The organism is Campylobacter sp. CH186 (assembly GCF_004378925.1).
GTDB lineage: Bacteria > Campylobacterota > Campylobacteria > Campylobacterales > Campylobacteraceae > Campylobacter_D > Campylobacter_D jejuni.
In genome coordinates this window covers 418,994-436,808 of sequence record NZ_RYYB01000001.1, presented here as the reverse complement: position 1 = coordinate 436,808, position 17,815 = coordinate 418,994, and the positions used below count along the sequence as shown (strand labels likewise).

The following is a 17,815-nucleotide window of genomic DNA, read 5'->3' as shown; positions in this document are numbered from 1 at the left end:
TTAATTTTAAAGTAATTTAAGTTATTTTATATTATAATTCTATCAAATAATATTTTGACTTAGAGGGGTTTTTACCCCAAAGCTAAATTAATTTAGCTTCCTTCCTAACTTTTATATTTATGGGGGATATTGAAAAATATCCCTCTAAGTCAAAAATTAATATAACTTCATTAATTCTTTATAATTATACAAGCCTTATTTAAGCTTGTATAATATTGTTAATTTTTTAAAGTAGCTTTTTAAACTGTTCTAGGGCATCAAGTTTTTCCCAAGGATAGTCCTTTTGTCCTACTTGCCCACGAGCTGCTACATCCGCATAAAGAAAAGTTTCTTTACTTGGTTTATCCAGATGAAATTTATCACGGATCCAATTTGGCGTTAAAGAGAAATTTTGCATTACAAAACCACTTAAAACATCGTCATTTACACTAGTATTTGTACCCATACAATCCACGCTTACCGAAGTAGGTTTTGCAACACCTATAGCATAACTAAGTTGAACGATACATTTTTTAGCAAGTCCTGCTGCAACTATGTTTTTAGCTAGCCATCTACCTGCATAAAGCCCACTTCTATCAACTTTAGTATAATCTTTGCTCGATTGCGCACCACCACCTATTGGAGAATAACCTCCAAAACTATCTACTATAAGTTTTCTTCCTGTTAAACCACTATCATGCAAAGAAGAGTGATTGATATATTTACCAGTTGGATTGATTAAAATTCTAGTTTTATTCGGATCAAAAAGCTCTTTTGGTAAATTACTATCCAAAATAAGTTTCATTACCAAAGATCTTAAATCTTCTATTTTCATACTTTCAACACAAGGCGCAGAAACCACTATAGTATGAATACTTTGCGGTTTGCAATTTTCAAAATTTGCCTTAGTGCCATAATCAATAGTTACTTGAGTTTTAATATCCACTCCAAGTTCATGTGGATTTGCTTTTGCATAAGCATAAACTCTATCACATAGCATTCTTGCATAACTAATAGCTGCTGGCATATATTCCTCAGCTTCACAACTTGCAAAACCAAACATAATGCCTTGATCACCTGCTCCTGTTTCACCATCTTCTTGATCGACGCCTTGGTTGATATCGGGGCTTTGTTCATTTAAAAACACCATAACATCAACCTCATCAGGATGCAAACACTGCTCTTTGCTAAAATGCCCTGCTCCGTCATAACCAATATTTTTTAAAACATCTTTAACTAAATTATCGTAATCAGCTTTACTAAGCTTGTGATTTGATTTAACTTCGCCTCCTATCACAACCTTATTTCCTGCGACAAAAACCTCACTCGCCACCCTTGAATTTTTGTCATTTTTCAAGAGTATATCCACTATCGTATCAGCGATTATATCAGCGCACTTGTCTGGATGACCTGCACTTACGACTTCTGAAGTGAATAGATACATAAAAAGTCCTTTCATTTAAAATGAACCACAATTGTATCCAAATAAACTTATCAAAGCTTGATAAATTAAAAATTCTCTAAAATTAAGCAAAAGTTAGTTAAAATCAACTTCTAATATAAAAAATATTTAAAAGGTTTTTATGTTTTCTAAAATCATTCAAGGCTACGCTAAAGGCAACCTCATAGTTCAAATTTGCATAGGTATAGTACTAGGAATACTTATAGGCATTAGTTCTAAAGAAATATCTGAAATTGCAAATTTACTCGGAATACTTTTTACAAGTGCCTTAAAAGCTATCGCTCCTATGCTTGTTTTTATTTTAATTTTAATCTCAATTTGCACTAAAGATTTTTCTCAAAGTGGTACTAAGATCAAAAATATTATCATTTTGTATATAGTAGGCACCTTTCTTGCTTCAGCTTGTGCGGTTCTTGCTAATTTTTTCTTCCCCGTAAAGCTTGTTTTAGATGGAATTCAAACCGCTACAAACTCATCTCCAACCCACATGAGTGAGATTTTTAAAGATCTTTTATTTAAAATTGTCGATAATCCTATAAATGCTCTTTCAAGCGGAAATTATTTAGGAATTTTAACCTGGGCAATAGCTGGAGGTATAGCATTAAAACACTGTTCTAACGAAGCAAAACAAGTTTTTATAGATATTAACGAAGGGGTTTTGAAAATTGTTAAATTTGTAGTAAAACTTGCTCCTTTTGGAATTTTTGGACTTGTAGCTAATTCTGTAGCACAAACAGGAGCGCAAGGTTTGATAAGCTATGCAAAACTCTTAATTTTACTTGTAACTACTATGCTTTTTGTTACTTTTGTTATCAATGCTTTAATAGTCTTTTTTTATACAAGAAAAAATCCTTTTCCTTTAATTTTTATCTGCTTAAGGCACAGTGCATTTTTTGCTTTTTTTACAAGAAGTTCGGCAGCAAATATTCCTGTAAATATGGCACTTTGCGCCAAACTTGGCATAGATAAAGAATTTTATGGCATTTCTATACCTTTAGGAGCTACTATCAACATGGCAGGAGCGGCAGTTACTATAGCTATTTTAAGTCTTACTGCAGCCAATACCGTTGGTATAGAAATCAGTCTTTTGCAAGCCTTTTTATTAAGCATTATTGCTACCTTTGCAGCTTGTGGGGCTAGCGGAGTTGCGGGCGGATCTTTACTGCTTATACCTTTGGCTTGTTCTTTATTTAATATAGACTATGATATTGCTATGAAGGTAGTTGCCATAGGTTTTATTATAGGGGTTATTCAAGATAGTGTTGAAACTGCTTTAAATAGTTCTACAGATGTTCTTTTTACAGCAATTTGTTCTAAAAATGAATTAAATTACAATATCAAATAAGGTAAAAACATGCGTCATCTCATCACTACAAAGGATTTTAATAAAGTCGAAATTATGGAGCTTTTTAAAGAAGCAAGTGATTTCTTAGATGAAAAACCTAGAACTTTTCTTAAAGGAAAAAGTATCACGACAATTTTTTTTGAAAATTCTACACGCACCCTTTCATCTTTTGAAAGCGCTGCAAGAAGATTGGGTGCTAGGGTTTTACGCCTTGATGTTTCAAGATCAAGCTCTAGCAAAGGAGAAACTCTTTATGATACTGCTGCTAATTTAGATGCCATGAGTCCTAATGCTATTGTTGTAAGACACGCAAACTCAGGAGTTCCTTTGATATTAGCAAAGCATATGCATTGTCCAGTTGTTAATGGAGGAGATGGAAAACACGCCCATCCTACCCAAGCTTTGCTAGATTTATTCACTATTTATAATCATTTTCAAGCCGATGTCGAAGGTAAGAAAATTTGCATCGTAGGTGATATCAAAAATTCCCGCGTTGCAGCGTCCAATATAGAACTTTTAAGCAGATTTAATCTTGATATTACCCTAGTAGCTCCACCACATTTTATGCCTAATACTCATCTTAAAAAACATTATAAGCTTGATGAGAATATCATAGCAAATTCAGATATCATCATGAGTCTTAGAACACAAACAGAAAGACATAATAAAACCGTTTACGCTTCACTTAAAGACTATGCAAATGATTTTTGCATTCAAAAAAGCTTAGTAAAAGATAAAAAGCTTATTTTACTACATCCAGGCCCTGTAAATCGCAATATTGACATAAGCGATGAAATGATGAGCGATGAAAGAACTTTAGTTTTAAAACAAGTTAAAAATGGAGTGGCCATTAGAATGGCTGTTCTTAAAAAACTCATATTAGAAAATGAAGGATAAAAAATGTTAGAATGGGACTTAAGTGCTTTATTTCTTGATAAAGAAGCGTTGAAAAATTTTACACAAGATCAAATCCAACAAAGTTTAAATTTCAAAAAAAACTATGAAAATAAACTTTATACATTAAATGCTAATGAGTTTTTGCAAGCTTTAAAAGATTATGAAAATTTAAATCAAGCTCTTGGCAAAATCATGACTTATGCTTATTTGCTTTTTGCTAAAAACACTCAAAATGGTTCTTTTTATGCACAATACGAAGAAGAATGCAAAAAAATAGAAGAAAATTTACTCTTTTTCGAGCTTGAATTTTGTGAGTTAGCTCCTGAAAAAAGTCAAGAATTTACAACTTTTTGCAAAGATTATGATTTTTATCTTTCTAATTTATTGCAAAACAAACGCTATAATCTTAGCAAAAACGAAGAACGCATTATACTCTATCTTTCAAATACAGGTGCAAATGCTTTTAGTAGACTTTTTGATGAAAGTATGAGCGCTTTAAAAATCCCTTTTGAAGGTAAAAAACTTAGCGAAGAAGAAATTCTAAGCAAAATGTATGATGAAGATAGAAAAATACGCAAAAAATCTGCTAAAAAATTCAGTAAAGTTTTGCAAAAAAATAGCAGACTTTTAAGTTTTATTATCAATATGATAAAAACAGAAAGAAAAAACATAAGTTTATTAAGAGGTTATGAAAATGCTGAAATTTCAAGACATATCAGCAATCAAATTTCGCAAAAAAGCGTTGATTCTTTAATAGCAAGTGCGCAAAAACATTTTAACTTAGTATCGCAATTTTACAAAAGAAAAAAACAAATTTTAGGCTACGATGAGCTTAAAGACTATGACAGATATGCACCCATAGGAAAAGAAGCAAGTTTTGATTTTAAAACAAGTAAAAATATTGTTTTAGAGGCATTTCAAGCTTTTTCTCCACAATTTTATGATATAGCAAAAAATGCTTTTGATCAAGGTTGGATTGATGTTTATCCGCAAGAAAATAAACAAGGGGGTGCTTTTTCGCACTCTGCAACTTCTGATGCACATCCTTTTGTTTTATTAAACTACACCAATAAAAGACGCGATCTTTTTACACTTGCACATGAATTAGGACACACTATCCATCAAAAACTTTCTTATAATGTAAGCTATTTAAATCAAAACACGCCTTTAACCACCGCAGAAACAGCTTCAGTTTTTGCTGAAATGCTCGTATTTGATTTTATTAAAGATAAGTTAAAAAAAGAAGAACTCCTATCTTTATATGCAAATAAAATCGAAGATATTTTTGCAACTTTTTATAGACAAATTAATTTTACTTGTTTTGAAAGACGCTTACATGCTCAAGAAAATGAACTTAGCACCGAAGAAATCAATAAAATTTGGATGGAAGAATCTCAAAAGATGTTTCAAGACAGCGTAAAACTTACAAAAAATTATGCTTCTTGGTGGAGTTATATTCCTCATTTTATCCATTCTCCTTTTTACTGCTATGCTTATGCTTATGCGCAACTTTTAGTTTTAGCTCTTTATGGACTTTACAAAAGTAAAAAATGTGAAAATTTTAAAGAACTTTATATCAAAATGCTTTCTTTAGGTGGAAGCGTGAGTCCAAAAGAACTAGTAGGAATGTTTGGCTTTGATATAGAAGATGAAAATTTTTGGGAAATAGGCATAAAAGAAATTCAAAAACTCATCAATGAATTTATGGAGTTACAATCATGCTAGAAACAATCTTAAAAAATGAAAATTTTATCCATACCATGCAAAAGCATTGCTATGAAGTTATTTCACACCTTATAGAAGAAAATATAGAATTTTCCATAGTTGCAAATACAAATTTCATAGATTTTAACCCTGAACTTCCCAAAGAGCTTGATGTTAAACAAAATCCTTATGCTCTTTTTGCTCTTGGAGGATACACCTTTGAATCCATACAACTAAATAAAGATTCCATTCAATTTCACGCAGGTTTTGGAAATGATGATTTTGATAGTTTTGTAAAGGTTGATTTAGGAGCTATCACGCAAATTCAAATAGAAAATAGCATTTTATTTGTTAATTTTAGCCTTTATAAACGCGAAGATAGTAAAAATTTACAAAAATCTAAAAATATATTTTTAAATAATCCAAAAAATAAAGATATTTTCAAAAAATGAATCTATTTGAAGATTTAAATGATAGTCAAAAACAGGCAGTAAGCCACATTGATGGAGCTATGCTTATCCTAGCGGGTGCAGGTAGTGGAAAAACCAAAACTATCACCACTCGTCTTGCTTATCTTATCGGTGAAGTAGGCATCCCCTCGCATAACACTCTTACTCTTACTTTTACAAATAAAGCAGCTAGTGTTATGCGTCATAGAGCGTTAAATTTTCTACAAGGCAATCACAATCCTTTGCTTTGCACCTTTCATAAATTTGGACTTTTATTTTTAAAACTCCATTTTGAAAGATTGGAGCGTAAAAATAGTTTTATTGTTATCGATACAGATGATACAAAAAAAATAATTAAAGACTTAATCCATGATAAAAACAAAGATAATGTCTATGATATTATCAAATACATATCTTATTGCAAAAATGAAGGCAAAAGAGTAAGCAATGTCTTTGAAGATTTAAATTTACTAAAAGAACATAATTTTGAAAAATATCAAAATGAATACAAATTTGCCAACTATTACCGTGCTTATGAAGAATACTTATTAAAGCAAAATTTTGTAGATTTTGATGATCTTTTATTGCTAAGCAATCTCATTTTAGAAAATGATATAAATTTTGCCAAAGAACAAAGCTTACTTTATAATTACATTACAGTTGATGAGTATCAAGATACTAATACCTTGCAATATAAAATTCTAAAAAATCTATGTTGTATGCATGAAAATATCACAGTTGTTGGTGATGATGATCAAAGTATTTATAGTTGGCGTGGAGCAAAAATTGAAAATATTTTAAATTTTCAAAACGATTTTAAAAATGTTAAACTTATAAAACTTGAACAAAACTATCGTTCAGTAGGGACTATTTTACAAGCAGCAAATAATCTCATATCTCACAATGAGCAACGACTTGGAAAAACTTTAATCTGCACTAAAGATACTGGGGAAAATATTAAAATATTAAAAAACGAAAACGAAAAACATGAAGGTTTATATATCGCTCAAGAAGTGAAAAAATTGCTAAATTCTGGAGTAGAAGCTAAAGAGATCGCCGTTTTATTTCGAGTTAATGCACTATCAAGAGCAATAGAAGAAGCATTTATGAAGGAAAAAATTTCTTATAAACTGCTTAGCGGTATGCGTTTTTATGAGAGATTAGAAATAAAAGATTTAATCTCGTATCTTAGACTTATCTTAAATCCAAATGATGATTTGTCATTTAGGCGTATTATTAATCGCCCTAAAAGATCCATAGGGGAAAAAGCCTTAAAAAATTTAGAAGAATATGCAAAAAAACGTCAAATTTCACTTTTTGATGCCTTATGTGAAAGCGATGGCGGTATAGGAATTTTAACAACAAAAAAAGCGCAAAATGAAGCAAATATTTTTATACAAAATATTCACACTCTAAAAAGCTACGATAATGCAAAAAAAGTTTTTGACAATATGGAAGAATTATTTAAAATCAAAGATTATTTTTCAGAGCAAGATGATGGAGATGAAAGAATCAGAAATCTTGATGAGTTTTATGCTAATCTAAGAGAAAAACTCAAAGAAGATCCCGAAGCTTCTTTAGAAGATCTACTTAGTGAAATTTCTTTATTAAGTGATCAAGATAATTTAGATGAAGAATGTGTTTGCTTGATGAGTATTCATGCTAGCAAAGGTTTGGAATTTGATTATGTTTTTATAATAGGCTTTGATGAAGGATTTTTTCCTTTAAATAGCGAAGAAAATCTCGAAGAAGAACGCCGTCTTGCTTATGTTGCCATCACTCGCGCCAAGAAATTTCTCACAATAAGTGTTGCAAATTCTCGTTTTTATCATGGTTCAAGAGCAAGCATCAATCCTAGCCGCTTCTTAGAAGAAAGTAAATTAATCAATGAAAAATCAAAAAATCAAAATATACAAAAAACTAGTTTTTGCAAAGGAGATCTAGTTAAACATAAAATTTTTGGCATTGGCAGGGTTGTTGAAGTTAATAAAAGCGGAAAAGAGGAAAAGCTTAATATTAATTTTGGTGGTATAATACGTGTAATCATGGCAAGCTTTGTGGAAAAAGCAGTATGAACAAGATCTTTGCAGCCTTTAAACCAAGGGGTTTGAGTTCTAATGCCTTTTTAAGTACTTTAAAGAAAAAATATAAAAATAAAAAAGCAGGATATTCTGGCACTCTTGATCCTTTCGCCAAAGGGGTTTTAATCGTTGCATTTGGACAATACACAAAACTTTTCCGTTTTTTAAAAAAAACTCCAAAAACCTATAAAGCTACTTTATGGCTTGGAGTTTACTCCTTAAGTCTTGATGATCAAAATATAAAAGAAATTAAAAATATAAAAGAATTTGATCTTGCAAATTTACAACAAATCATTGATCAAATGCAAGGAATTATCTCCTATACACCACCGCAATTTAGTGCCAAAAGAATCAATGGAACTCGCGCCTATGAACTTGCAAAAAAAGGTATAGAAGCAAATTTAAAACCTTGCCAAATGGAAGTATTTGATTGCAAGATTTTAAGCTATAATCATCCTTTTTTAAATATCGAAATCACAGTCAGTGAAGGTGCTTATATAAGATCTTATTGTGAACTTTTTGCTAGAAAACTAGGTATTAATGCGACTTTAAGCTCTTTAGAGCGCATTAAAGAAGGCAAATTTGTTTATAATAATGAGAAAAGCTTAAATGTGTTAAAATACATTAACCTAAAGCCAAATTTTATCAAGGATTTAAATAAACTCGAAAATGGTGCTAAAATTTTTGTCGAAGAATTAGAATTTCATGATGAAGGAGATTATTATATTGAAACAGAAAAATATTTTAGCATAATTAATATTAAAGAAAATACAGTAAAATATCTTCTAAATAAGGTTGAAAAATGTTAATATTATCAAGAAAAGAAAATGAAAGTATAATTATCGGAGAAGGTATAGAAATCAAAGTCGTTCAAACAGGGAAAGGATATGCCAAAATAGGTATAGAAGCTCCAAAATCCCTTATGATACTTAGAAAAGAACTTGTTCAACAAGTAAAGGATGAAAATTTGCATTCTGTTGTTCAGAATGATATTAAACTTGATGACTTAAGCAAAAAACTAATCAAATGAAAGCTTACGCTAAAGCAAATATTTTTTTAAAACTTACCGGTTTTGACTCAAGAAAATATCATCTTTTAGAATCACGATTTATACTTTTAAAAGATCTTTTTGATGAGCTTGAGCTTATTGATAAAGAATCAGATTCTAAAAAAGAATTTGAAATCATTAGTAATTTTAAATGCGAAAATAATATTATTCAAAAGGCTTATTTGCTACTTTCTAAAAGATATAATAACGAATTAAAAGAATTATTTAGCAAAAAAAGCCTAAAACTCACAAAAAATATCCCAGTATGTGCTGGACTTGGCGGTGGAAGTAGCGATTGTGCGAGTTTTTTACTGCTAATGAATGAAACCCTAAATTTAAAATTAAACCTGCAAGAACTTATAAATTTAAGCATGCAACTAGGAAGTGATATTGCCTTTTTTTTAAGTGGCTTTCACTCTGCTAATGTAAGTGGCTGTGGTGAAATTATAAAAGAATTTGAAGATGACATACCTAATTTAAAATGGACTTTTCCACAAATATCTTGCCAAACTAAAGCTGTTTATGATGAATTTGATAGAAAAATATTTGACTTTCAAAAAAACAATAATCAAGCGCAAATCTACAAAAAACTCAGCACAAAAGAGTTGTTACAAAACTTTAAAAACAAAGAATTAAATGATTTATTTACTCCTTGTGCAACTTTATATCCTAAAATGAAGTTTTACTTACAAGAAGATTTTTTTCTAAGCGGTAGCGGTAGTAGTGTTTTTAAGGTTGATCGATGAAAATTATTGCGAGAAATAAAAAAGCTTTATTTGATTATAGCATCATAGAACGCTTTGAAGCCGGAATTGTCCTTAAGGGAAGTGAAGTTGTAGCCTTAAGGGCAGGAAGAGCAAATCTTAAAGACTCTTTTGTTCGCATTATAAAAAATGAGATTTTTTTACTTAATTCTCATATTTCATTGCTTCACACTACACATTCTTTCTATAAACACGAAGAAAGAGGTGCTAGAAAGCTTTTAATGCATAGAAAGCAAATTGATAAATTATTAGGTAAAGTAAGTATAGAAGGATATACTATCGTTGCATTAGATCTTTATTTTAACACAAAAAATAAAGTAAAAGCCACTCTTGCTTTAGCTAAAGGGAAAAATTTGCACGACAAGCGTGAAACTTTAAAGAAAAAGCAAGCCGATTTAGAAGCTAGAGCTGCTATGAAAAATTATAAATAAAGGAAATTAAATGAAAAAAATTTTAACCCTATTTTTAATAAGTTTAGCATTTTTTCTTAATGCTTGCTCCAAAGAAGAGGAAATTCAAAATGATTTTATGTTTGAAGAGTATCACAAAGGAGATAAAATAGTATTAAATAGTGTAAATGGTGGAAGCAAAACTTTAATAAGAACAGATAAAGGTTTTGTGGTAGAAGGAGAGGAAGGAAAAGTTCTAATGTTTGATTTTTTTGGCACTTTTTGCACCCCATGCAAAGAAGAAGCTTTAGATCTTAGCAAACTTTGGAAAAATAATTCTAGCAAATTTATCATTATAGGACTTACACATTTTGAAGATGTTAGCGATGAAACAGTTAAAAAATTCGCGGATGATTATGGTGCTTACTATTTTCTAAGCAATGACAGTTCTAATGATCGTATTATTGCTCAAATTTTAAAAGATATAGACTATCAAAATATGGAGCAACTTCCTTTTAAAGTTGTTTTAAAAAATGGAATTTATCAAAAAATAAGCGATTACTGGAATAATAATGCTCCAACAAATTTTTATCTTGGCAAAATTCCAACAGAACTCATGCAAGAAGATTTAAATAAAATCTACAAAGGAAAATAATGCCAAAAACCCAAACTCTAGAGCAGACAAAACTTAGTGAACCAAAAATGTATAAAGTTATACTCTTAAATGATGATGTAACAACCATGGATTTTGTCATAGAAATTTTGATGAATATTTTTCATCAAAACCTTGAAAAAGCAAGTCAAACAATGTTAGAAATTCATCACAATGGTTCTGGAATTTGTGGCATTTACACTCAAGAAATAGCTCTTTCAAAACAAAAAAAAGTTATAGATGCGGCTAAACTTGCTAATTTTCCACTACAAGCAAAGGTAGAAGAAGAATGAAATACCAAGAAAATTTACAAAAATATCTTGATAATGCCAAAAATCTAAGCTTAATAAACCATCATGAATTTGTTACCTGTGAGCATGTACTGTTTGCATTACTAAAACTAAGCACTGATTTTAAGGATATATTTGAAGAATTTTCAGATGGAGATCTTGAGCTTCTAGAAACCGAATTAAAAAATTACATTTCTCAAAACAATCAAGTTATTAAACAAGAAATAGAACCTACAATATCTGTTGTTTTAGATGAAATCTTACTTTCATCTAAAAATAAAAATAATGAAATTAAAATTATAGATTTTTTAGAAAAGCTCATACAGGATTCAAGAAGTTATTCTAGCTATCTCTTAAAAAAACACAACATAAATCTTAACAAAATTCAAGAACTTCAAAATCATGAAAATATACAAAATTTAAGCAACCACACAAGTGATTTAACACTTTTAGCTCAAAATGGCAAGATTGATCCTTTAATAGGAAGAAAATTTGAACTTGAAAGAATGATGCAAATTCTTTCACGTCGCAAGAAAAATAATCCTATTTTAGTAGGAGAAGCAGGAGTTGGCAAAACGGCCATTGTAGAAGGATTAGCATTGGCTATTGCGGAAAAAAAGGTGCCTAAAAACTTACAAAATGCAAAAATTTTTAGTCTTGATATGGCTAGTATACTTGCGGGAACAAAATACCGTGGAGATTTTGAGAAACGAATTAAAGAAATTTTAAATGAACTTGAGAAAATACCGAATGCTATTTTATTTATTGATGAAATTCACACTATAGTAGGAGCTGGAGGCACAGGAGAATCTCATACTGATTTTTCCAATCTTTTAAAACCAGCTTTAAGCAATGGAACTTTAAAATGCATAGGTGCAACAACTTTTATGGAATATAAAAATACTTTTGATAAAAATAAACCCCTAAGTCGCCGTTTTGCTAAAATAAATGTAGATGAACCAAGCCAAGAAGAAAGCTTGCAAATTCTGAAAGGATTAAAAAACAAATATGAAGAATTTCATCATATAAAATTAAACGATGAAATTCTTCAATATGCTGTAATTTGGGGTAAAAAATTTTTTAATGATAAATTTTTACCTGATTGTGCTATAGATCTGATCGATGAACTTGGTGCTTCTTTTGCTTTAAATCCAAAAGCTAGAAAAAATGCCAATTTAAAAGATTTAGAAAATGTTTTAGCAAAAATGACCCACCATCACAAAATGTTTGAATTCGATCAAAATAAAGCTTTAATGAATTTAAAAACAAGTTTAAAAGCAAAAATTTTTGGCCAAGATGAAGTTATAGATAGCCTTGTTTCATCACTTAAGCAAAGTTTCGCAGGATTTAAAAATTCCAATACACCACGCGGAGTGTTTTTGTTTACTGGATCAAGTGGAGTTGGAAAAACAGAACTTTGCAAAGCTTTAGCTGAATTTTTAGGTTTAAATTTAGAACGCTTTGATATGAGTGAATATGCAGAAAAACATGCTATAAGTAAACTAATAGGATCTCCAGCTGGATATATAGGTTTTGAAGAGGGTGGACTTTTAAGCAATGCTATTCGCAAAAATCCTTTCAGTCTTGTTCTTTTTGACGAAATAGAAAAGGCTCATCCTGATTTAAGCAATACCTTTTTACAAATTTTTGACAATGCCGAGCTCACCGACAATAGCGGTCTTAAAGTAGATTTTAAAAATACAATCATTATTATGACATCTAATCTAGGACTTAAAGAAAGCAATGAGCTTGGTTTTTTAAGTAAAAATGAAGAAAAAAGTAATCGTGCTATCAAAGACTTTTTTGCTCCAGAATTTATTAATCGCATTGATAAAATTTTACATTTTAATGATTTAAACGATGCTATACTTGTTAAAATTATCGAAAAAGAACTTGATGAAATTTCTAAAAATTTAAATAATATAAAATTATCAGCGGATGATAAAGCTAAAATTTATTTAGCTAAAAAAGCCTATAATAAAGAATTTGGAGTAAGGCTTTTAAAACGCATAATTTCTGAGGAGATAGGAGAAAAAATCAGTGATGAAATTTTATTCGGAAGGCTTAAAAAAGGCGGTATAGCTAAAATCAAACTTGGTAAAAATGGAAAGCTCGAATTTATATTCTAAATTACTCAATGCACCTAAAAATGCTCCTGTATTTTTAAGTCAAAATTTAGAAGCTGATTTTATTGTAAAAGCTTATACTTTTGGTCTATTCCCATGGACAAGTAAACCTGTAACTTGGTGGTGTCCAGATCCTAGATGCATTTTAATTCCAAATCAAATTCACATCCAAAAAAATATGAAAAAATTTATTAATCTCTATCAAATTAAACTTGATTATGATTTTTTAAAATTAATTACATTATGTCGCGATACACGCTCTCAAAGCTGGATAGATGATGAATTTATTACCACTTATTATAAGTTATTTACCCAAGGCTATGCGCATAGCCTTGAACTTTATGAAAATAATGAACTTATAGGTGGAATTTATGGTTTAATTTTAGGAAAGGTTTTCTTTGGTGAAAGTATGGTAAGCATTAAAAAAAATGCATCTAAAGTTGCCATGATTAAACTTTGTGATTTATTAAAACCTTATGATTTTATCATAGATTGTCAAGTTTATAACCAACATTTAGAATTCATGGGTGCTCATAATATTTCTAGGAAAGAATTTTTAAATATTTTAAAAGAAAAATGCAATCAAGAAAGTGGTTTTAAAAATTTTAAAGATTTAATGACTTAAAAAATAAGCGTGAAAATCACGCTTATGACATTGCTTTAGCAACTTCAGCAGAGCTTTCACGAATTTTCTCCATACATTCTCTTGCTTCTTTTGCAAGTTCAACACTCTGATTAACATCCTCTAAACCGCTTTTAATACTCTCAACCACTTGTGATGTAACATTACGAATAGAATTAATCGTAGTGGTAATTTCATTAACTGAATGCCCTGTTCTTTCAGCTAAATTTCTTACTTCATCAGCAACAACAGCAAAACCTCTACCATGTTCACCAGCACGTGCTGCCTCAATAGCAGCATTTAAAGCAAGCAGATTAGTCTGATCAGCAATATCACTAATAGTCTGAATAATAGATTTAATTTCATCTGATTGTTGATTTAATGAGGAAACAAGATTTGAACTTTGAGACATCATATCAGCAATATTCTGAACATTTGAAACAGTGTTTTCAATTACACGATCTCCATCTTGAGTAAGATTATCATTTTTTTCTGCAAGTTCGCTTATGAGGCGAAGTTTTTCTTGATCTTTTTTAACTTGTTCGCTTATATCTGTAGCAAATTTAATAACCTTGTAAATTTTTCCATCATCATTTTTAACCGGATTATAACTTGCTTCAAGGTATACTTTTTTATTATTTCTTCCGTATCTTATATATTTACCTGATTGAAATTTACCCTCTCTTAAATCTTCCCAAAATTGAACATAGTCCTTAGAGTGTCTATAATTAGAATCACAGAACATACTATGATGCTTTCCTTTAATCTCATCAATATTAAAATCCATAGTTCTTAAAAAATTTTCATTAGCCGTAATAATAGTCCCATCAGGTTTAAATTCAATAATAGCCATAGAACGATTAGCAGCAGCAATAGTATTTCTAAGATCAAGCATTTCATAATGTCTTTGAGTTATATCATTGGCAAATTTAATAATTTTATAAACATGACCATTATTATCACTAATTGGAAGATAATTTGCTTCTAAATAAACATCTATCCCTCCCTTAGCTATACGTCTAAAAAGACCACTTCTAGCTTTTCCATCTCTTAAATCTTTCCAAAAATCACTATATGCTGAAGAATTAACAACTTCAGACAAACAAAACATACTATGATGCTTGCCCTTGATCTCTGAAAGGGAGTATTTCATAGTTGTTAAAAAATTTTGATTTGCCTCTAAAATAACGCCATCGGTGGTAAATTCAATTACCGCCATGGTATTCCCAATAGATCTTAAAATATCTCCTAAACCATTACACTTTTTTTCAAGTTGTTCAATTATTTCAGTATTGTTTTTCTTAGCACCAAACATAAAACTCACCTTTTTAATAATAAATTATTTTAAAATTATATCATATTTATATAGTATTATTTACTTAAAATTATATTAATTTATAAGTTAAATATATCTTTTAAACCTACAATAATCATCTTAAACCCCATAGCAGCAATAAATACTTGTGCTATACGAGAAAAAACATGTAAAATCAATTTTCCAACTATTTTTTCTATAGTAGCTGCAAAATGAAAAAGTATAAACATAAAAATAAAAGCTATCATTACTCCGCCAAGAGCAACATCAAGCCCACCATCTTCGGCTATAACGATAATACTAGCTAAAGTTCCAGGCCCAACAAGCATAGGAAATGCCATAGGTATTAAACTCTGTCTTAAAATTTCCTTATCATCCATATCCTGATAAGAACTAAAATCCTTAGTTGCAATTTTTGTTGAAAAAAGTAAATTTTTAATAGCCATTATAATAAGGACTAAGCCACCAGAAACCCTTAAATCATCTAATGAAACTCTAAAAATATAGTTCATAAATAAAGGTCCTGATAGTAAAAATACCAAAACTATAGTAAAAGCTGTATAGAGAATAGTTCTAAAAAGTTTTTTTCGAAGCATTAAAGGCAATCCATCACTCATAGCCAAAAATTGAGTTAAATTACCAAAAGGATTTAATATGGCAAGTAAAGTAATTGCAGCAAAGAACATCAAATAAAGCTCAGAACCCATACTAGAAAACACTATCAATCCTTAGCTTTTACAAATTCCAAAGAAATAGAATTTACACAATGTCTTACATTTTTAGCAGAAAATCCTTCTCCTTCAAAAACATGACCTAAATGTCCATTGCAGTTTGCACATACAATCTCGGTTCTAATCCCATCTTTATCAGGAATTCTTTTAATAGCCCCTCTTATTTCATCATCAAAGCTAGGCCATCCGCAACCTGATTTAAATTTATCTTCGGATTTATAAAGCGAAGCTCCACATTGTTTGCATTGATAGATTCCTTTTTCATAAAAATCATTATATTTCCCACTAAAAGGAGCTTCTGTTCCTTTATTTAAAATTACTTTTTTTTCTTCTTCATTTAATTCTTTCATGATCTGCCCTTGTAAAATAATTTTTATATTATATAATTAAAATTTCAATTTTAAATGATAAATTTTTATAATTTTCAAGAAAGTTTTAAATGCAAAAAGAATTTTTTCAAGAACTTCAAGATATTTTATATGAAAAAAATATAACTATAAAATTTCACTCTTTTCAAAATTTTTATGAAGACTTTAAAAGCCACAAATTTATTTTTAATCACGAGCATCAAAGCATTTTCAAAAAAAATACATCGCAACAAATTACCTTGCTTCATCCTACGCGTATAAGAAGGCCTAAATTTCTCAATTCAACTCATGCGCTTGCTAAAATAATTCATTCAGTCGCTCATATAGAATTTAATGCAATTAACCTGGCTTTAGATGCGAGTTATCGCTTTAAAAATCTACCTTTGCAATTTTATTACGATTGGCTGGAGGTGGCAGATGAGGAAATTAAACATTTCAAACTTTTAAATTCAGCACTTGAAGAACTTGGTTACAAATATGGAGATTTTCCAGTGCATGATAATTTAGAATCTGCTCTAGAAGCTACAAAAGACTCTTTAAGCTTTAGAATGGGAATAGTTCATAGAGGTTTAGAAGCTAAAGGGCTTGATGCCAACCCCTTTGTTGTTCAAAAACTTCAAAGTTCCAATCATTCCATTAAAAATCTTTTAATGGAATATCTTGAAATTATACTTAATGATGAAATAAAACACGTTAAAAAAGGAGATACTTGGTGGAAATTTGCAAATCAAAAAAAGTATGATTTTATCGAGCTTTGTAAAACGTTTAAACAATTCTCTCTTGCAGGAAAAAAACTTAACATTCAAGCAAGAATCAAAGCTGGCTTCACTCAAGAAGAATGCGAAGTCATTGAAAAATTTTACTCTTGATTTCTTATCTTAAATTTTGAAACAATAATTGTATATAAAACCCGAATAATTCCATAAAGCACATACAAGCTTGCTAAAATTACTAAACTTTCAAGAGGATAAAGATATAAAAATGAAAATATTATAATTAAAATAATCAAAACTTTTAAAACACTAGAACGATTAAAATCAAGCTTTTTAAAGCTAGGATAGCGTATATTGCTTACCATTAAAAGCCCTAAAATTGCTTGAAGCACCAAAAAAACTACACCATAAGGCTTTAAAAAATCATAACTAATAAACGCATAAGTCCATATAGCACTCACAACTGCTGCAGTAGGTATAGGAAGACCTATAAAAACAGAAGGTTCATAAGTGCCTGTGGTAACATTAAATCTCGCCAAACGAATAGCTCCAAAAACCACAAAAAAAGCCGTAATCAAAGATCCAAGCTTTCCAAAATCATAACCTATAGCCATATAAAAAAGAACCGCTGGAGCAACTCCAAAAGCTACTAGATCAGCTAAAGAATCAAATTCTACTCCAAATTTTGAAGTAGAATTTGTAAGTCTTGCAACACGGCCATCAAGCCCATCGCAAATCAAAGATAAAATAATATAAATCAAAGCTGTATAATAATTTCCATGTATTGAAGCTATAATAGAAATAACCCCTAAAAAAGCTGAAGCAGCTGTAAAAAGATTGGGTAAAATATAAATTAGTTGCGGTCTGTTATTCATTATTT

General features: G+C 29.9%; 19 protein-coding genes. 14 read left to right on the top strand and 5 right to left on the bottom strand.

Annotated features, from left to right (window positions below; genetic code table 11):
- Positions 1 to 226: 226 nt before the first annotated feature.
- Complete coding sequence (gene metK / locus ELQ09_RS02175) at positions 227 to 1,423, bottom strand: methionine adenosyltransferase (protein WP_088303561.1); 1,197 nt, start codon at positions 1,421 to 1,423, stop codon at positions 227 to 229.
- Positions 1,424 to 1,562: 139 nt separating this feature from the next.
- On the opposite strand from metK, the gene sstT reads away from it, so the two are divergent.
- From sstT to aat, 13 genes are read left to right on the top strand one after another with little or no spacing between them, the layout of a single operon-like run.
- A complete protein-coding gene (gene sstT / locus ELQ09_RS02170; RefSeq protein ID WP_070300964.1) occupies positions 1,563 to 2,786 on the top strand; it encodes a serine/threonine transporter SstT in 1,224 nt (407 codons plus the stop codon).
- 9 nt (positions 2,787 to 2,795) lie between these two features.
- On the top strand, positions 2,796 to 3,683 hold the full coding sequence (locus ELQ09_RS02165) for an aspartate carbamoyltransferase catalytic subunit (protein ID WP_057042803.1): 888 nt from the start codon (positions 2,796 to 2,798) through the stop codon (positions 3,681 to 3,683).
- 3 nt (positions 3,684 to 3,686) lie between these two features.
- On the top strand, positions 3,687 to 5,408 hold the full coding sequence (locus tag ELQ09_RS02160) for a M3 family oligoendopeptidase (RefSeq protein ID WP_134263740.1): 1,722 nt from the start codon (positions 3,687 to 3,689) through the stop codon (positions 5,406 to 5,408).
- Positions 5,402 to 5,839 (top strand): hypothetical protein, encoded by a 438-nt coding sequence (locus ELQ09_RS02155; protein WP_088303564.1) that lies wholly within the window; start codon positions 5,402 to 5,404, stop codon positions 5,837 to 5,839. The genes ELQ09_RS02160 and ELQ09_RS02155 overlap by 7 nt, the downstream gene beginning before the upstream one ends.
- Positions 5,836 to 7,911, top strand: coding sequence for a 3'-5' exonuclease (locus ELQ09_RS02150; protein WP_088303565.1), 2,076 nt, complete (start codon positions 5,836 to 5,838; stop codon positions 7,909 to 7,911). Before ELQ09_RS02155 ends, ELQ09_RS02150 begins: the two co-directional genes overlap by 4 nt.
- Positions 7,908 to 8,726, top strand: a complete 819-nt coding sequence (gene truB, locus ELQ09_RS02145) for a tRNA pseudouridine(55) synthase TruB (protein ID WP_002884967.1) — start codon at positions 7,908 to 7,910, stop codon at positions 8,724 to 8,726. Before ELQ09_RS02150 ends, truB begins: the two co-directional genes overlap by 4 nt.
- On the top strand, positions 8,720 to 8,947 hold the full coding sequence (csrA, locus tag ELQ09_RS02140) for a carbon storage regulator CsrA (protein ID WP_002852854.1): 228 nt from the start codon (positions 8,720 to 8,722) through the stop codon (positions 8,945 to 8,947). Before truB ends, csrA begins: the two co-directional genes overlap by 7 nt.
- A complete protein-coding gene (locus ELQ09_RS02135; protein ID WP_096702653.1) occupies positions 8,944 to 9,711 on the top strand; it encodes a 4-(cytidine 5'-diphospho)-2-C-methyl-D-erythritol kinase in 768 nt (255 codons plus the stop codon). Before csrA ends, ELQ09_RS02135 begins: the two co-directional genes overlap by 4 nt.
- A complete protein-coding gene (gene smpB, locus ELQ09_RS02130; protein ID WP_002852861.1) occupies positions 9,708 to 10,160 on the top strand; it encodes an SsrA-binding protein SmpB in 453 nt (150 codons plus the stop codon). The genes ELQ09_RS02135 and smpB overlap by 4 nt, the downstream gene beginning before the upstream one ends.
- Before the next feature lie 10 nt (positions 10,161 to 10,170).
- Positions 10,171 to 10,773, top strand: coding sequence for a TlpA disulfide reductase family protein (locus ELQ09_RS02125; RefSeq protein ID WP_088303569.1), 603 nt, complete (start codon positions 10,171 to 10,173; stop codon positions 10,771 to 10,773).
- Positions 10,773 to 11,063, top strand: coding sequence for an ATP-dependent Clp protease adaptor ClpS (locus ELQ09_RS02120; RefSeq protein WP_002856038.1), 291 nt, complete (start codon positions 10,773 to 10,775; stop codon positions 11,061 to 11,063). Before ELQ09_RS02125 ends, ELQ09_RS02120 begins: the two co-directional genes overlap by 1 nt.
- Positions 11,060 to 13,189 carry an AAA family ATPase gene (locus ELQ09_RS02115; protein WP_134263739.1) on the top strand — a complete coding sequence of 710 codons (2,130 nt, stop codon included), beginning with the start codon at positions 11,060 to 11,062 and terminating at the stop codon, positions 13,187 to 13,189. The genes ELQ09_RS02120 and ELQ09_RS02115 overlap by 4 nt, the downstream gene beginning before the upstream one ends.
- Positions 13,164 to 13,811, top strand: a complete 648-nt coding sequence (gene aat, locus ELQ09_RS02110; protein ID WP_002932715.1) for a leucyl/phenylalanyl-tRNA--protein transferase — start codon at positions 13,164 to 13,166, stop codon at positions 13,809 to 13,811. Before ELQ09_RS02115 ends, aat begins: the two co-directional genes overlap by 26 nt.
- Before the next feature lie 22 nt (positions 13,812 to 13,833).
- Here the strand turns inward: aat and cetZ are convergent, their stop codons facing one another.
- The 3 genes from cetZ to ELQ09_RS02095 all read right to left on the bottom strand — a co-directional run bounded on the left by cetZ (position 13,834) and on the right by ELQ09_RS02095 (position 16,204).
- Entirely contained in the window at positions 13,834 to 15,123 is a 1,290-nt protein-coding gene (gene cetZ, locus ELQ09_RS02105) for an energy taxis response protein CetZ (RefSeq protein ID WP_070317075.1), read from the bottom strand.
- Positions 15,124 to 15,203: 80 nt separating this feature from the next.
- Positions 15,204 to 15,830 carry a MarC family protein gene (locus tag ELQ09_RS02100; protein WP_079862154.1) on the bottom strand — a complete coding sequence of 209 codons (627 nt, stop codon included), beginning with the start codon at positions 15,828 to 15,830 and terminating at the stop codon, positions 15,204 to 15,206.
- A gap of 14 nt (positions 15,831 to 15,844) precedes the next feature.
- Entirely contained in the window at positions 15,845 to 16,204 is a 360-nt protein-coding gene (locus ELQ09_RS02095) for a methionine-R-sulfoxide reductase (RefSeq protein ID WP_070317073.1), read from the bottom strand.
- Positions 16,205 to 16,293: 89 nt separating this feature from the next.
- Here ELQ09_RS02095 and ELQ09_RS02090 point away from each other — a divergent pair, with 89 nt between their 5' ends.
- Positions 16,294 to 17,091, top strand: coding sequence for a ferritin-like domain-containing protein (locus tag ELQ09_RS02090; protein WP_070317072.1), 798 nt, complete (start codon positions 16,294 to 16,296; stop codon positions 17,089 to 17,091).
- Here ELQ09_RS02090 and pssA read toward each other — a convergent pair.
- On the bottom strand, positions 17,082 to 17,810 hold the full coding sequence (pssA, locus tag ELQ09_RS02085) for a CDP-diacylglycerol--serine O-phosphatidyltransferase (protein WP_002859122.1): 729 nt from the start codon (positions 17,808 to 17,810) through the stop codon (positions 17,082 to 17,084). The two genes, ELQ09_RS02090 and pssA, sit on opposite strands and share 10 nt — an antisense overlap.
- Positions 17,811 to 17,815: the final 5 nt, after the last annotated feature.

Coding starts and splice junctions, on each gene's coding strand:
- ELQ09_RS02100 (WP_079862154.1), bottom strand. CDS start 15,830: ATGGGTTCTGAGCTTTATTTGATGTTCTTTGCTGCAATTACTTTACTT.
- ELQ09_RS02115 (WP_134263739.1), top strand. CDS start 11,060: ATGAAATACCAAGAAAATTTACAAAAATATCTTGATAATGCCAAAAAT.
- ELQ09_RS02150 (WP_088303565.1), top strand. CDS start 5,836: ATGAATCTATTTGAAGATTTAAATGATAGTCAAAAACAGGCAGTAAGC.
- ELQ09_RS02135 (WP_096702653.1), top strand. CDS start 8,944: ATGAAAGCTTACGCTAAAGCAAATATTTTTTTAAAACTTACCGGTTTT.
- ELQ09_RS02160 (WP_134263740.1), top strand. CDS start 3,687: ATGTTAGAATGGGACTTAAGTGCTTTATTTCTTGATAAAGAAGCGTTG.
- ELQ09_RS02090 (WP_070317072.1), top strand. CDS start 16,294: ATGCAAAAAGAATTTTTTCAAGAACTTCAAGATATTTTATATGAAAAA.
- pssA (WP_002859122.1), bottom strand. CDS start 17,810: ATGAATAACAGACCGCAACTAATTTATATTTTACCCAATCTTTTTACA.
- ELQ09_RS02125 (WP_088303569.1), top strand. CDS start 10,171: ATGAAAAAAATTTTAACCCTATTTTTAATAAGTTTAGCATTTTTTCTT.
- ELQ09_RS02155 (WP_088303564.1), top strand. CDS start 5,402: ATGCTAGAAACAATCTTAAAAAATGAAAATTTTATCCATACCATGCAA.
- ELQ09_RS02120 (WP_002856038.1), top strand. CDS start 10,773: ATGCCAAAAACCCAAACTCTAGAGCAGACAAAACTTAGTGAACCAAAA.
- smpB (WP_002852861.1), top strand. CDS start 9,708: ATGAAAATTATTGCGAGAAATAAAAAAGCTTTATTTGATTATAGCATC.
- cetZ (WP_070317075.1), bottom strand. CDS start 15,123: ATGTTTGGTGCTAAGAAAAACAATACTGAAATAATTGAACAACTTGAA.
- ELQ09_RS02095 (WP_070317073.1), bottom strand. CDS start 16,204: ATGAAAGAATTAAATGAAGAAGAAAAAAAAGTAATTTTAAATAAAGGA.
- sstT (WP_070300964.1), top strand. CDS start 1,563: ATGTTTTCTAAAATCATTCAAGGCTACGCTAAAGGCAACCTCATAGTT.
- ELQ09_RS02165 (WP_057042803.1), top strand. CDS start 2,796: ATGCGTCATCTCATCACTACAAAGGATTTTAATAAAGTCGAAATTATG.
- metK (WP_088303561.1), bottom strand. CDS start 1,423: ATGTATCTATTCACTTCAGAAGTCGTAAGTGCAGGTCATCCAGACAAG.
- truB (WP_002884967.1), top strand. CDS start 7,908: ATGAACAAGATCTTTGCAGCCTTTAAACCAAGGGGTTTGAGTTCTAAT.
- csrA (WP_002852854.1), top strand. CDS start 8,720: ATGTTAATATTATCAAGAAAAGAAAATGAAAGTATAATTATCGGAGAA.
- aat (WP_002932715.1), top strand. CDS start 13,164: ATGGAAAGCTCGAATTTATATTCTAAATTACTCAATGCACCTAAAAAT.